Raw genomic sequence first — 13,068 nt, 5'->3', positions numbered from 1 at the left:
CGCGGGCATGAACCTGTTTCTTAAAATTGTGCTGGCCGGCGGGTTGGTGAGCTGTTCCCAAAGCGAAAAGCCCACTGAAAATGCGCAAACCGGTAGGGCCAACAAGCCCAACATCATCCTGGTGTACGTGGATGACCTGGGCTACGGCGACGTGGGCTGCTACGGCGCCACCGGCGTGAAAACGCCCAACGTGGATGCGCTGGCTGCCAGCGGCGTACGGTTCACCGACGCGCACTGCACCGCCGCCACCTGTACGCCCTCCCGGTTCTCGATGCTGACGGGCAGCTACGCCTTTCGCAACAACGCGGCCATCCTGCCCGGCGATGCGCCGCTGCTCATCAAGCCCGGTACCGCCACCCTGCCGGGAATGCTCCAAAAAGCCGGCTACACCACCGGGGTTGTCGGCAAGTGGCATTTGGGCTTGGGCAACGGCTTCATTGACTGGAACCAGGAAATCAAGCCGGGGCCGCTGGAGGTCGGCTTCAGCTATTCATTCCTCGTGCCGGCCACCCTCGACCGGGTGCCCACCGTGTTCGTGGAAAACCGCCGGGTGGTCGGCCTCGACCCGCAAGACCCGATACGGGTGGACTACACCCAAAAAATCGGCGACTATCCGACCGGCCTCGAAGCCCCGGAACGCCTGAAGTACACCGCCGACGCGCAACACAGCAACACCGTCATCAACGGCATCAGCCGGATTGGCTACATGGCCGGGGGCAAGGCCGCGCTGTGGAAAGATGAGGACATCGCCGACGTGCTGCTGGGCAAAGTCAAAACCTTCCTGACCGCCAACCGGGCCAAGCCCTTCTTCCTGTATTTCTCGTTCACCGACATCCACGTGCCGCGGGCGCCCAACGCCCGGTTTACTAACAAAAGCACCATGGGCCTGCGCGGCGACGCCATTGCGCAGATGGACTGGTCGGTGGGCGAGCTGCTGAAAACAGTCAAAGCGTTGGGCCTGGCCGAGAATACGATTATCATCTTCACCAGCGACAACGGCCCCGTGCTCGATGACGGCTACGACGACCAAGCGGTGCAGCGGCTGGGGGCGCACCAGCCGGGTGGTCCGTTTCGGGGCGGCAAATACAGTGCCTACGAGGCGGGCACCCGGGTGCCCACCATCCTGTACTGGCCCGGCAAGGTCAAACCGGGGATCAGCCGGGCCTTGCTGAATCAGGTAGATTTGTATGCTTCGCTGGCCGGCCTCACCAAGCAACGACTCGGCGCGGCCGACGCGCCCGACAGCTACGACCTGCTGCCGGCCTGGCTGGGCCAGGATTCCACCGGTCGCACGGCCATGGTGGAGGAGTCGTTTACCCTGGCCTTGCGGGAGAAAAACTGGAAGTACATTGCCCCGCAAAGCAAGCCTACCCCGGAGTGGCTGAAGAACAAGACCATCGAAACTGGTTTAAAAACCGCGCCGCAGCTCTATGACCTCAGTGCTGATGTAGCCGAACGGCAGAACCTGGCGGCGAAAAACCCGGCCCAAGCCAAGCGCATGGCGGCGGCCCTAACTAAAATTACCAACAATGGCCAAAGCCGGCCCCCATCCCAACTATAAGGTACATTCATCCTCCCGGCCCTTCACTAACCGGTACCCCCAGGCACTGACCGGCTTTGCGCTGCTCCTAATGCTGTCTGCTTGCTCTGGTTCGGGCGAGAAAGAACCGGCTGGTGAGGTGGCCGCGCCGGGTATTGCCTCCGTACCGGCGGAACCCAGCCCCGTGAAGATGGTGTATCTAAAGGGCGGCACATTTAGCATGGGGGCCGTGGATGCCGCCTTTCCAGACGCGCAGCCCGTGCATCAGGTGAGCATCCAGGGTTTTTGGATGGACGAGCACGAAGTTACCAACCAGGAATACGGGCGCTTCGTGGCCGCCACGGGCTACCAAACCGTGGCCGAGCGGCCCCTGAATCCCGACGACTTTCCAGGCGTTCCCGTCGAGAAACTGGTGGCCGGCTCCGGCGTTTTCCTGGCGCCGGACAAGCCGGTGGGCCTGGATGACCCCGGGCAGTGGTGGCACTACGTGCCGGGGGCCAGCTGGCGGCATCCCCTGGGGTCCGCCAGCAACATCGCGGGCCAGGAAAAGTACCCTGCGGTGCACATCAGCTACCCCGATGCCGCGGCCTACGCCACCTGGGCCGGCAAGCGGCTGCCAACTGAAGCGGAGTGGGAGTACGCGGCCCGCGCCGGCCAGGCCGGCACGGTTTACTATTGGGGCAATGAGCTGCGCCCGGACAACAAGTGGCGGGCCAACAACTACCAAGGGCACTTTCCCGACGCCGATTCGGGTGCGGATGGCTTCGCAGGTTTGGCGCCGGTAAAATCGTTTCCGCCCAATGCCTTTGGCTTATACGATATGGAGGGCAACGTCTGGGAGTGGTGCAACGACTTCTACCGGTCCGATTATTACGCGAACAGCCCAAAATCCAATCCGCGGGGACCGGCTGCCAGCTTCGACGCGGAGGAGCCGGGCGCAGTGAAACGGGTACAGCGCGGCGGGTCCTTTATGTGTAGCAATGACTATTGCATCCGCTTCAAGGCCGGTAGCCGCGGCAAAGGAGAAGTGAACAGCGCCTCCAACAACCTGGGGTTTCGCTGCGTGAAGGATTGAATTGCCTGTGGCGTCCTTATTATAATGCAAGGATGGAGAGCATCCAAAAGTGTGGGGCAGTTCTATTCTTCAGTCAACCGTGGCACCAACGGAGTGAATAGTCTACCAACCTTCGAGTCTCTACCGGTGACCACTTGGTTCAGCTGCCCCACACTTTTGGATGCTCTCCTACTACTTCGCTATGTCCCTTTGGTTAACGCAGGCCCTGCATTTTCAGAAAGAGCCCACCAGGATTCTTGGTGGCCTTAATTTTATCGGTTCTGAGCTTGTAGATGAAGGCAAATAGCGCATCCACGTGCTTGGCCGACTGCAAAATATCTTGCACCAGCTTAGCTTCGGCAATGCCCAGGGTTTCGAGGTGCTTGCGGGCCAGCTGCACCTTAGCGTCATCCGCCTCCAGTTCGAAGGGGATAGGCAACTGCTGCGGCATTTGTGTGTTGACGTAGAACTTGATGCTTTGGAAGGAGCGTCCTTTCTTGAGCAGCTCGTACTTGATGCGAAGGTCCGTGTGCTCGTTTATCTGCGTCGTGGCCACGTCGAGCACGTACTTCTGCAGCGAGGAAATCTGGGCGTACTGCTCGGGTTCCTTGCCCGCCGGGTCCTTTAGCTTGAGCATACCCTTGAACTCATCCAGAGAGTAGGTCTTGGTTTCCCCGATGTCCTTCCACTGCGAGGCCAGCTGGTAAATGCGCTTGGCGTATTTGCTGCTCAGGGGGTGTTGTTAAACGAATAGGGGAAAACCTCCGACTCGGAGGCCAAGAAGCCTAAATGCTGCTGATAAGGTACAAATGCGCTATAAGAGTAGCGAGAAACGATAGTGGCTGTTGCAGAACCCCGTGCTTGTCGTGCAAGCGCAGTTCCAACGAGCCGCCCTCAGTGCAAAAGCGCCAAAATGGGATTTTTGGGCGCGTTGAGCAACGAGCTGCCGCTGTTTTACTGAGGCCTACGGGGTTCTGCAACAGCCACGATAGTTTTACACGCTCCTTAAAGCCATCGAAAGGAAATAGCGAAAACGAACGTCTATACTATCGCTCACGCTGCTATATCAGGCATTTGGTTGCTCAACAAGATGTTAATCTCAGAAAGTAGGCTCCTGCGCCCCTGAGTCGGAGGTTTTTCCCTATTTGTTTAACAACACCCACCTATGGACCTACAGTCGTTTAGTCAATTTACGCCCTTTGCGTAAGTCCTGAAAAGATTATTCTTTGGGTTTTTCCTTCCGAACACCCTTGAATGGTTTCCCGTCCTTTTTCACGTCCATGAACTGGCCCGTGTCGGCGTCACGCTTCACCCATTGGTCAGTTACCGGATTATGCGCCTGTGAGCGTTTGCGCACGGCCCCTTTGCGGACCCCGTCGCCAATTGGTGGGTTAGTTGCCATCGGTGCTGGATTAAATGGTGTACAACAAGCTACGAAATCAACCGCATGAAATGCTAGTCGAGCAAGCTGTTGGCTGCCAAAGCCACACCGCCGTTGGCGTTGGGCACCGTGACCAGCAGCACCGCTTCCTCACCGGGTGCACTGTCCGCGAGCAGGTTTTGGATGGTTTCCTGGAAAGCATTTTCCAATACGGTATGCACCAGAATAGTCTCCGTGCTGATGTCCTGGTTGTAAACCTGGTTCAGCTCGTTGCACACGAGCGCCGCGGCATCGCCGGCAGCCATGGCCGATTGCAGCAGTACGGCGTAGCGCCGGGCCTTGCGGTCGGCATCGGCCCGCAGGCGAATGGCCCGCTTCATGCGGCGGCGGTGTTGTTGTTGGTAAGCAGTTAAAGTAGGCACGTTTGAAAAGTTAGAAAGTGGAAAAACAGCCGGGTTCGACCCGGCCAGGAAGTCGTGTCACGGCTCCGACCGCGTCGTGAGCTGGCTCACGGCCGCGGCCACCGCACCTGCCGTAATCAGGTAGCCTCCCGCCGCTACCACCGCTGCTGGCAGCACTGCGGGACTGGCCGCAATAGCAGCCCCAACACCAGCCAGCACCAGGCCTACCCGCCGCAGGGCCGAGAAGAATTTCGGGGTGGGTGCCTGCAGCCGTTGCAGCACCCCCAATGAGTCAGTGGGTTGCATAAAAAGGTGGGAAAGGTTGAAAATTAAGTTGACCGGGGCCGGTTATGCTCGGCCAGAAACAGCGCCTCAATACGCCGCAGCGAGTCGTTGATGTACTGCAGCTTCACATCAATTTTAGCTTCCAGCTGCGCGATGTCATTCTTCCAGTTGGCCTTCATGTCCGCGATGCTCTGCTGCGCATTCGCCAGCTTCACCTGCTCCTCAATCTGCTTGGCCCGCAGCTCGCGCACCTCCTCGTAGAACGACCGCAGGAAGAAGGCAATGACGGCCACGGCCGCCCCGAGTATCCATTGAAACACGTCCATTACACTGCCGGGCTGGAGGTGAGAGGATGCGCCACCGGCACCGGAAACCTGAACGGGTTACCGGTCCATACCCGCGCCGGGTCCACGCCAATGTCGTGGCAGAAGTGCGGCACCCAATACGCCGGACATGCTTTCGGCCGCACTTGGTTGTGCCCCAGCACCCGCAGGTTGGGATAGGCCGCTACGTAGTCGTGCACCAGCTTGGCCAGCGCCGCCCGTTGCGCGGCCGTACGGTTGTCGACCGCCTGCATCAGCGCCCCCACCCCGCCCGTGTAGCAGATGTGCATGGCATTCCGATTCGATACCTTGATGCCCAGGCCCGCATACGGGTAGGTGCCATTGGTCACCACCGCGTCGCTGTAGAGGTTTACGGCCTTACCATCCGCCTCGACGAGCCAGTGGTAGCCGCCCCGGCTCCAGCCGCGTCCGCCCTGGGCCACCGGCCGCATGAAGAAGGCCTGCAGTTCGCGCGCCGTCCAGGCCTGGCTGCCCGCCGTGCAGTGCAAAACCAAAAAATCAATGTTTCTCATAGTGCCCGGCCGCAACGTTTACCCTCGTCGCCAACCGGTCACAAAACACCGCTGCCATCGCCATGAAACCCAGCGCAAAAACCGGTAGAAGCGGCCGAACAGCCCGTTTCAGGCAAAGCCGGCGGCCGGCGCTAGCTCACGGGCCGCAGGGTGAAGCTGGCCGTGAGCGAAACGGGCATGCTGAGCGGCAGTCGCGCCGCCCCGCCTAGGGCGCGGGCATGCCGGCCGACTTCCGGTCCCAACGCTTCCAGAAACAGCTCCGAGGCGCCGTCCAGCACCGCCGCAAAATCGTCCCACCCTTCCGTGGTCACCAGCTGCGCCTCGATGCGGTTGAGCCCCAACACTTGGTCAAGGCCCACATGCTTTTCCACCTGCGCCAGCACATTCAGCGCGCACAGCCGGGCGGCATCTTTACCCTGCGCCGTGGTCAGCTCATCCCCAATGCGCCCCTGAAACGCCGCCCTACCCGCCACCAGCGGAAACTGCACCGCCACGTATGCCACCCCGCCCAGCATCCGCACCGCCTCGTAAGCGCCAGCAGGTACCGGCGGCTCCGGCAGAACCAGCTTCTGACTCGCCGGCCGCTTAGTTCCCGGCACCGCCACGGCCGGCACCGACCCGCCAGCCGCTGCCGCATTGCCTTCCTCAAACATCGGCCCCGAGCCCCGCATCAGCCATTCCGCCCGCAACTGCGGGTAATGGTTCAGCACGTCCATCAGCGTTTCGTAGCCCGGCTTTGACTTGTTCTGCAGCAGTTTATACAGCTTCTGCGGCCCCTCGTACCCCAGCGTCTTGGCAAACTGGTAAGCTGTCAGATTTCGCGAGTTCATCAACGCCACCAGCCGGTCGCCCACTTGCTCTTGTTCCTCGAGTACGGCAGCTTCTTCGCTCATGATTTCCTGACCAGCTAATGAATGCGGAGGCCTCAAACAGACTCGCCTTCCAATTTTCAAATGAAGCCACAATTTGCAAACAATAATTTAAGTCGCCACATCAACGCCCTGCTACTGCAAACCAAAGTTTATAACACAGCTAAACTGCTGTTTCCTTTGGGCGGCTCCCCGGCCCTCCGCGCTGCTCCGGGCCGGGGCCAGGCTGTACAGGGGTGCGCTACGCTCCCGTGCTGCGCACCGCTTCCTTTGGTCGCGCCCTTCCCATCCTTGCCGCACCCGCTCGATACCATGGTTTCTGAGCGCAACTTCGTCTCACGCTCCGGCCCACCTCCCTGCACTCCCCCCGCCGACGCGGCACTACGTTCATCGCTCCTACCGTCGCTCTTCACTACGCTTGCTGCGGCTCCGGTCGCTGCGGTCAGCCGGCCTCCGCTACCGCATACCCACCGCACCCGCCCGGCTCAATGCCGCTTCGTTGGCTCCGCATCGCTGCGCCAACTACGCTTCATTCGCCCGGCTACCCTGCCCCAGATACAGCTGCAACAGCATGCCGCCACCTGCCGCCCACCAACCCACAAACCACCCGGCGCGTCAGGCCACGGCATCCACGCCACTATTGATGCGATAACCTAACGCCAGCCCACCCAACGGCCAGCTTCCCGTCGGTCAGCCAGCCACCCCACCCCCCAGACGCCAGCCCCCGCACCACGGCCCCGCCGTGCAGGGCCCCAAAAGGCCCCGCACCGCGCGCCCGCTCCGCCAAATCAGGTGCCAGGCCGCAGGCCAAAAAGCCTGCCGCCCGCGCTGTATAGTCTGCGTTCAGGCCACGCAGGTCAAAAGCAAGGCCCGCTTCGCGGAGGGTTTCATTGGGGAAATCCCCAAACCCCTGCCATCATGCCCTGGCTAACGCCCGGTCATCCTCCTCGGGCTCCGCAGCCTCCCGTTGGTCGGCCGCTCCACCCTCACAAGGCCCGCTTCGCGGAGTATCCATCGGGGCCTCAAGGCCAGCCCCAAGCCCCTGGCCAAAGGCATTCAGTTGTTCAGTCAGGTGCCGGGGGCCGGGGCCGCCGGGCAGCGGGGGCCCTAGTCCAGCGGCAGCAGCTCACAGCGGCGGCCCAGGCGGCGGGCGGCCTTCAGGGCGCTTAGGGTGCCTTTGCTGCGGCCATCCCATACCACCAGCACCAGGTTGGCCCGGCGCACTATTTCGGCGTTGCGCACGTGGGGCGCGGCCGTGGGCCCGTGGGCGGCATAGTCCGGCCGTAGCTCCGTCATCACCACGCCGTGGGCCCTGGCCCAGCTAGCCGCCAGCGCATCCACGCCGGCCGCGCCGCCGCTCACCACTTCCGCCGGGTTCAGTTCCGCCAGTCGCGCCAGCAGCGCGGCGCAGCTTTTCACGCCCCGGCTACCTACCACCGCCACTACCTTTTTCTCATTTTCCATACCCCAAGTTATGTAGAAATAACTTGTAAAGCAAGGCATTATTTGCAAATATTTGCTTGTAATTAGTAATTATAGTTTGTAATTTTAAGTATTAAGTCGGGAGAGGCCCGGCTGCCCGCCCTACCCGGAGGCCTACGGCGCGGGGCACCCACGGCTAACTCTTACAGCCATGCAACCCAATCAACTTTTGCAGCTCGCCGCTGCCGCCTGGAAAGGCCCCGCCCTGTGTTCCTTCTCGGGCATCTATGTTTCGCAGTCCGCCGCCACCTATGGCAAGGGCGGCACCACCTGGCACGTCATGCTCAGCTTGGCCGAGCGCCCGGCCTGTCAGCCTTCCGGTGGGTTCGCCGGCTCGTCGCCTTGCCCGTTTCAGGCGCTGCGCTTGGCCTTTCGCGCCATGCGGGCCGCTGCCCCCGGCTATGCCTTTGTGGCCCTGTGGGAGGTATTGAAGGCCGAGGATGAATACGCCGGCTGCCCGGTTGCCCTGGCCTGTGGTTAGTGCTGCCGCCCCCATCGCTCAGGTGGGGGCGGCCTTGCCGCCCACCGCCGCTGCCTTGCAGGTTGCCACGGCCGCCCTGGCCTCCGCCCGCGCCGCCTGGCTGGCCGCCCCCTTCGAGGAGTGCAGCACCGCCGGCCCGTGGTGGGCCGCGCTTGAGGAGGCCCGCGCCGCCTACTTCTCGGCCTGGTTCGCCCATCGGGCTGCCACCCGCCCGGCTCCCGCGCCGCGTCCCACACTGGCTGGCACCACTCCGCTCGGGCTGCTGCTGGCCGCCCGCCGCTAATTCTCTCACCAGGGGCCGCCCGGTGGGCGGCCCCCAAATTCTTCTCAATCCATGCCGAAAACCGCTGTTACCTACCAGCCGCAATTGCTCGACCCGCACAGCGCTTCGCCGCAGCCCGTGAGCCCCCGCAATGGCAAAAGCTTCAAGCTGGCCGAATTGTACGAGCTGCTCGATTGCCAGCTTGTGGACGTGGTACGCCTCTCGCCTGACTTGATTCTGATAATCGACGACGAAGGCAAATTCCGCAACCCAGCCTACCTCAACTTACTGGCCACCTACCTGTGGCACCAGCACGTGCCCGCTGCCCGCGGGGTCGACTCCATCGTCGGCCGCGTTATTCTGTGTCACGATAAGCAATTCCGCTAACCAACCCAACGGCAACGGGGCCGGCCGCCAACTGGCCCCACTTTTTTCTAACCCCAACCACTTCCCCATTATGGCCACTGCCAACAAAACCGCTAAAACCGCCGCCCCCACTGCTTCGGCTTCTCTCACCCCGCTGATGGTGGTAGCGCCCGCTGCCCCGCGCCCGGCTTACCTGCTCGACAAGCTTGATGAAGCCACCGGCGAAGTCGCCCAGGTGCCCGCGTTCCGCTACCTGCCCGGCCACCCGCGCCAGGTTCGCTTCGATGCCAAGGCCGGCCAGTTCAACATCAACGGCACCGTGCCGCTCGGGACCTCCATCTCATTTGTGCCGCTGGCCTGGCGCGTGTTTCAGGACGACATTCTGAACATGGGCCGCAAGCTGTGGGCCGAGCTGTTTTTTGCCGACGAGAAGGGTGCAGTCTGCGCTGTGCTCTTCCACGGCTACAGCGTCGAAAACCTGTACCGGCTCATCAAGCCGCTGTTTTACGACGACCTGACCCTGGCCGATGTGCGCGTCACCGTCACCGCCGAGAAGAAGCAGACCACGAAGGAGGGCAAGTCGGCCACCTACTTCATTGCGCAGTTCAGCTATGCCGCCGCCGACGCGGCCGAGGTAGCCGCCCGCCGCGACTTCGCCCGCGATTTCCCCATCTGGCGCGCCGAAACGCACACCGGCAAAGCTGATATGCGCATCCAGCACGGCTACACTGTCCCCGCCGTCGATGAAGCGCCCGCCGAGGATGATGCCGAAGCCCTCGCCGTTGCCGCCTAGCCCCGCACCCGATCGCCCGTCCCACGCCGGGGCGGGCGGCCCTTGCGAGGGCTTCGGCATCATTCCTGATTCTTCATTTCTCATTGCCCCATGTTCTATAACCTGACCCAGCACCCCGACCTGACCCAGGCCCAGCACCGCGCATTGCCCCACGTCAGCAATACTGACCTCTCCAACCTTAAAGCCGAGCTCATGGGCCAGCTCCGCCGCCCCAACCCCGAAGCCCTGGCCTATGGTGCCGCCTTCCACGCCGCCACCCTGGAGCCGCACACCTACGCCCGCACCGCCGACCGCTGCCCGTGGGCGCAGCTGGAAGCGCTGGCCCGCCACGTCCGCCGCCAGCGCTACTGCCGCGACCTCCTCTACCGGGGCACCGCCGAGCTGACCCACACCGCCATCCACGTCGATACGGGCGTGGCCGTGAAAGTGCGCCCCGACCTCCTCGTTGTTAGCCCCACCGGCCGGGCCCGCACCATCATCGACTTCAAAACCACCAGCTGCCAGGACTTCGCGCACTTCCTGGCCAGCGCCGAGCAGTACGACTACGACCGCCAGGCCGCGCTTTACCTCGACGCCCTCCAAGCCACGCGCTTCCTCATCATCGGTGTCCAGAAACGCAACCCGCACCAGATTTGGGTATTCGACGCCACCGCCGCTGCTGGCTTTATCGAGCAGGGCCGCCGCAAATATTCGGCCCTGCTACGTCGCTATGCCCTTCACCAAGTGCGGCCAACACTCCAGGCTACTCCGATGCCTCTGGCATTGGCCGCTTAGTTCCTAACCGACCTGCTACTAACAGCGGGCCGGTTTCGGGCCGGGGCCGCCGGATGCGGTGTGCTGACGCACGCGGCCGGGGGCAGCGGGTCGCACTCCGTTGCTCCTTTCCGCTGCCCCCGGCCCCACCTAGCTTGCGTTCAGGCCACGCAGGCCAGAAAGCATTGCGAATGCGCAATAAATTACCCGGTGTTTTTGAAATAAATGATGCCATGTGGCCTAAACAATAGCAGCATAGACGCTAAATTTGATGCCCTTTCAATCAAAAAACATGATTAAACATCTACTAACAATCACTGCTCTTCTACTGCTTCCTCAGGTAACGATTGCTCAAGCCAAAAAGGCCGTTGTTCCGCCTCTTCCTGCGCCCGATACGGTCTACTTCGACCGGGACTGGGAGCGCACCACGCTACCCGAAGACCGAGTATTCGCCCGCATAGCCCGCCACGACTCTGAAGGCAAGACGGCAGGTACTGTGCGAGACTATTTCTACCCGTCCTGGAAAAAGCAATGGGAAGGCAAGCTGGTGCAAGAGCAGCCCGATTTACCCCAGGGACTGTGTATAGGGTGGTACGAAAGCGGCCAGATGAATTTTCGCGGTACCTACACCCGCGGCCAACAACAGGGTGATTTTAAAAGCTGGGGCGAAGATGGCCATCTCATCACCTGCAGCTATGCTTACCAAGAGGCCTTGCCGCTTAGCAAAAGTAAGCTACATTCCTACTACAACTCGGGCAGTAGCCGACAAGTGTTTCCCGTCGACTTACCCGCCAACACCGCAGGCGTAGTATATCGCCTCGACATTCGGGATGAAGGACAGCTGCCAATCAGTGGGAGCACCGCCATGGCCTTGGGGGCTGCCTACATGAACCCCATAGCAACGGCTACCAGCTTGCTGGCAACAGGGTCACAAAGCTTGGCTGGTCAAGCTGCTACCGCTGGTCCGCCAGCAAGCACGAAGTGCCATTGGTACATCGTGCCTGATGAGGCCGCCGCTCGCCAGTTCTTGGACACCAAAGGCTCTATTACGGGCAAACCTTGTTACCGGCAGGGCAATAACATCTGTGCTGAAACGCGCGAAATAGCCGTTGCCGCTGGCACGCGTCGCCTCTATATCTGCATCAACAACGATAACGAGACTACCGCCGCCACCGCCACGCTGAGCGTGTCAGCCTTGGTACAGACGTGTAAATAGCCTTTTCACAGTTCGAAGCGAAAACATAGCGCCTCCAAACCGGAGACAGCTTAATTTATTATGGCACTTAATTTATTATGGCAGATACAAGTAGCGTGTTTTCTCGAGGTGGCGGCGGTGGAGCCTTTGAAGGCCACGTACAGGCAGCGTTTTTAACAACGTTGATTACTCAGGGGCGGGTGCCGTGTATTCCCGCCGCCGAAATTGAGGAGCTGGCTTTCCAGGCCACCCGGCTTGGGTATGCTACCGATGACTTATTTGTAAGAGCAAAAGTCAGTGGCGGCAATGAACACCGCATGTTGTTGCAGCTCAAATACAACCTTACCCTCTCCGCAAGCAACGACACTTTTTGTGAGGTAATAAGTGCTTTTTGGGTCGACTATAATAATGCGGCCTTATTCAATCCGGCCCTTGATAAGCTAGTGATTGTAAAAAGTGGGCTCAATGAAATCGAGCGGAACCATACCAAAGTTTTGCTCAACTGGGCCAAGCATAAGACCTCCAGTCAGGATTTTTTTCTAGAGGTCAATAGAATTCAGGTCAAGAAGGAGCGGCTGCAGGTGTTCACCGACGTACTCACTGCGGTAAACCAAGGTGTTGCCCTGACGGATGACGAAGTATGGCAATTTCTACGCTGTGTCGAACTCTTGGATTACGATTTTTTGCAAACCGGAAGCGTCGACGAAGCCCATGTGCTGAGCTTGTTAAATCTTGCCAGGAGCGAAGATGCTACCTCCGACGCCCGCGCTATATGGAACGACTTACTGGCAATGGCAAGTCACCTCAACCTCAACGGCGGCAGCATCACCAGCATCAGCGTCAGAGAGGAGCCTGTTTACCAGCAGTTCGGTTTTCGTAGGCTGGTACCGGCCTACCAAGCCTTACAGAGGCTGCAGTCCAATGGTCAGGCCATCCTCCTGCCCATGAAAAATACGGTAGGTGGGTATCAGCTTTCCCGTGAAGACACCAAAGCACGAATCACGCAGTCGGTCAATGAAAGCCATTTCACGATAGTAGCAGGTGCCGCAGGCGTGGGAAAGTCGGCGCTTATGCGGGATTGGCTCACCGAACAAGTGGACGGTAATGCCTTCTTCGTTTTTCGGGCTGACCAGTTCAACAAGCCGCATCTGAGCCAGGTCTTAACCGAGCAGGGAGTCAACGCGGAGTTGGAAGAGTTGTTCGCCTGTTTGTCTCGTCCGGCTATAGCTATACAGGTGGAGGTGATAATCCGGCCTGCGCTTTACAGGCCGGGGTGGTAATCCGGATTGGACTTTACAGGTGAGGAAGATAAGCCGCGAATTTATTTCCGCCGCCAGGGCTGGGTGTCAA

Annotated in this window: 17 protein-coding genes; 9 read left to right on the top strand and 8 right to left on the bottom strand. The window is 60.7% G+C overall.

Translation table 11 applies throughout. From position 1 onward, the window contains the following. Nucleotides 1–7 precede the first annotated feature (7 nt). Nucleotides 8–1,561, top strand: coding sequence for an arylsulfatase (locus RMO51_RS02900; RefSeq protein ID WP_310391819.1), 1,554 nt, complete (start codon nucleotides 8–10; stop codon nucleotides 1,559–1,561). 70 nt (nucleotides 1,562–1,631) lie between these two features. After that, the gene (locus tag RMO51_RS02895; protein WP_310391817.1) at nucleotides 1,632–2,615 is read left to right on the top strand and encodes a formylglycine-generating enzyme family protein; all 984 of its coding nucleotides are present in this window, start codon (nucleotides 1,632–1,634) and stop codon (nucleotides 2,613–2,615) included. A 193-nt stretch (nucleotides 2,616–2,808) separates the two neighbouring features. On the opposite strand, the gene RMO51_RS02890 is transcribed toward RMO51_RS02895, so the two are convergent. From RMO51_RS02890 to RMO51_RS02855, 8 genes are all read right to left on the bottom strand, one after another. Next, nucleotides 2,809–3,249: a hypothetical protein gene (locus RMO51_RS02890; RefSeq protein WP_409025027.1), complete on the bottom strand. Its 441-nt coding sequence runs from the start codon at nucleotides 3,247–3,249 to the stop codon at nucleotides 2,809–2,811. 564 nt (nucleotides 3,250–3,813) lie between these two features. Then, complete coding sequence (locus tag RMO51_RS02885) at nucleotides 3,814–3,996, bottom strand: hypothetical protein (RefSeq protein ID WP_310391815.1); 183 nt, start codon at nucleotides 3,994–3,996, stop codon at nucleotides 3,814–3,816. 53 nt (nucleotides 3,997–4,049) lie between these two features. Beyond that, a complete protein-coding gene (locus tag RMO51_RS02880) occupies nucleotides 4,050–4,355 on the bottom strand; it encodes a hypothetical protein (protein ID WP_310391813.1) in 306 nt (101 codons plus the stop codon). Nucleotides 4,356–4,454: 99 nt separating this feature from the next. Next, the gene (locus RMO51_RS02875; protein WP_310391811.1) at nucleotides 4,455–4,682 is read right to left on the bottom strand and encodes a hypothetical protein; all 228 of its coding nucleotides are present in this window, start codon (nucleotides 4,680–4,682) and stop codon (nucleotides 4,455–4,457) included. 23 nt (nucleotides 4,683–4,705) lie between these two features. Next, nucleotides 4,706–4,987: a hypothetical protein gene (locus RMO51_RS02870; RefSeq protein ID WP_310391810.1), complete on the bottom strand. Its 282-nt coding sequence runs from the start codon at nucleotides 4,985–4,987 to the stop codon at nucleotides 4,706–4,708. Beyond that, entirely contained in the window at nucleotides 4,987–5,517 is a 531-nt protein-coding gene (locus RMO51_RS02865) for an N-acetylmuramoyl-L-alanine amidase (RefSeq protein ID WP_310391808.1), read from the bottom strand. Before RMO51_RS02865 ends, RMO51_RS02870 begins: the two co-directional genes overlap by 1 nt. A 131-nt stretch (nucleotides 5,518–5,648) precedes the next feature. Then, on the bottom strand, nucleotides 5,649–6,410 hold the full coding sequence (locus RMO51_RS02860; protein WP_310391806.1) for an Atu1372/SO_1960 family protein: 762 nt from the start codon (nucleotides 6,408–6,410) through the stop codon (nucleotides 5,649–5,651). A gap of 1,083 nt (nucleotides 6,411–7,493) precedes the next feature. Next, a complete protein-coding gene (locus tag RMO51_RS02855; RefSeq protein WP_310391805.1) occupies nucleotides 7,494–7,850 on the bottom strand; it encodes an SLOG family protein in 357 nt (118 codons plus the stop codon). 169 nt (nucleotides 7,851–8,019) lie between these two features. Between RMO51_RS02855 and RMO51_RS02850 the strand changes: the two genes are divergently transcribed. The 7 genes from RMO51_RS02850 to RMO51_RS02820 all read left to right on the top strand — a co-directional run bounded on the left by RMO51_RS02850 (nucleotide 8,020) and on the right by RMO51_RS02820 (nucleotide 12,998). Continuing rightward, the gene (locus RMO51_RS02850; protein WP_310391804.1) at nucleotides 8,020–8,349 is read left to right on the top strand and encodes a hypothetical protein; all 330 of its coding nucleotides are present in this window, start codon (nucleotides 8,020–8,022) and stop codon (nucleotides 8,347–8,349) included. Then, on the top strand, nucleotides 8,342–8,632 hold the full coding sequence (locus RMO51_RS02845; RefSeq protein WP_310391802.1) for a hypothetical protein: 291 nt from the start codon (nucleotides 8,342–8,344) through the stop codon (nucleotides 8,630–8,632). Before RMO51_RS02850 ends, RMO51_RS02845 begins: the two co-directional genes overlap by 8 nt. Nucleotides 8,633–8,683: 51 nt before the next feature. Beyond that, complete coding sequence (locus RMO51_RS02840) at nucleotides 8,684–8,998, top strand: hypothetical protein (RefSeq protein ID WP_310391801.1); 315 nt, start codon at nucleotides 8,684–8,686, stop codon at nucleotides 8,996–8,998. A 70-nt stretch (nucleotides 8,999–9,068) separates the two neighbouring features. Beyond that, entirely contained in the window at nucleotides 9,069–9,770 is a 702-nt protein-coding gene (locus RMO51_RS02835; protein ID WP_310391799.1) for a hypothetical protein, read from the top strand. Between the two features lie 90 nt (nucleotides 9,771–9,860). Then, nucleotides 9,861–10,544, top strand: a complete 684-nt coding sequence (locus tag RMO51_RS02830; protein WP_310391797.1) for a PD-(D/E)XK nuclease-like domain-containing protein — start codon at nucleotides 9,861–9,863, stop codon at nucleotides 10,542–10,544. Between the two features lie 271 nt (nucleotides 10,545–10,815). Next, complete coding sequence (locus tag RMO51_RS02825) at nucleotides 10,816–11,739, top strand: hypothetical protein (RefSeq protein WP_310391795.1); 924 nt, start codon at nucleotides 10,816–10,818, stop codon at nucleotides 11,737–11,739. Between the two features lie 77 nt (nucleotides 11,740–11,816). After that, nucleotides 11,817–12,998: a hypothetical protein gene (locus tag RMO51_RS02820; protein WP_310391793.1), complete on the top strand. Its 1,182-nt coding sequence runs from the start codon at nucleotides 11,817–11,819 to the stop codon at nucleotides 12,996–12,998. The last annotated feature ends 70 nt before the right edge of the window (nucleotides 12,999–13,068 follow it).

It is taken from the genome of Hymenobacter sp., assembly GCF_031398885.1.
GTDB lineage: Bacteria > Bacteroidota > Bacteroidia > Cytophagales > Hymenobacteraceae > Hymenobacter.
This window is presented reverse-complemented; position numbering and strand designations above follow the sequence as displayed.

Coding starts and splice junctions, on each gene's coding strand:
- RMO51_RS02900 (WP_310391819.1), top strand. CDS start 8: ATGAACCTGTTTCTTAAAATTGTGCTGGCCGGCGGGTTGGTGAGCTGT.
- RMO51_RS02895 (WP_310391817.1), top strand. CDS start 1,632: ATGCTGTCTGCTTGCTCTGGTTCGGGCGAGAAAGAACCGGCTGGTGAG.
- RMO51_RS02885 (WP_310391815.1), bottom strand. CDS start 3,996: ATGGCAACTAACCCACCAATTGGCGACGGGGTCCGCAAAGGGGCCGTG.
- RMO51_RS02880 (WP_310391813.1), bottom strand. CDS start 4,355: ATGAAGCGGGCCATTCGCCTGCGGGCCGATGCCGACCGCAAGGCCCGG.
- RMO51_RS02875 (WP_310391811.1), bottom strand. CDS start 4,682: ATGCAACCCACTGACTCATTGGGGGTGCTGCAACGGCTGCAGGCACCC.
- RMO51_RS02870 (WP_310391810.1), bottom strand. CDS start 4,987: ATGGACGTGTTTCAATGGATACTCGGGGCGGCCGTGGCCGTCATTGCC.
- RMO51_RS02865 (WP_310391808.1), bottom strand. CDS start 5,517: ATGAGAAACATTGATTTTTTGGTTTTGCACTGCACGGCGGGCAGCCAG.
- RMO51_RS02860 (WP_310391806.1), bottom strand. CDS start 6,410: ATGAGCGAAGAAGCTGCCGTACTCGAGGAACAAGAGCAAGTGGGCGAC.
- RMO51_RS02855 (WP_310391805.1), bottom strand. CDS start 7,850: ATGGAAAATGAGAAAAAGGTAGTGGCGGTGGTAGGTAGCCGGGGCGTG.
- RMO51_RS02850 (WP_310391804.1), top strand. CDS start 8,020: ATGCAACCCAATCAACTTTTGCAGCTCGCCGCTGCCGCCTGGAAAGGC.
- RMO51_RS02840 (WP_310391801.1), top strand. CDS start 8,684: ATGCCGAAAACCGCTGTTACCTACCAGCCGCAATTGCTCGACCCGCAC.
- RMO51_RS02835 (WP_310391799.1), top strand. CDS start 9,069: ATGGCCACTGCCAACAAAACCGCTAAAACCGCCGCCCCCACTGCTTCG.
- RMO51_RS02830 (WP_310391797.1), top strand. CDS start 9,861: ATGTTCTATAACCTGACCCAGCACCCCGACCTGACCCAGGCCCAGCAC.
- RMO51_RS02825 (WP_310391795.1), top strand. CDS start 10,816: ATGATTAAACATCTACTAACAATCACTGCTCTTCTACTGCTTCCTCAG.
- RMO51_RS02820 (WP_310391793.1), top strand. CDS start 11,817: ATGGCAGATACAAGTAGCGTGTTTTCTCGAGGTGGCGGCGGTGGAGCC.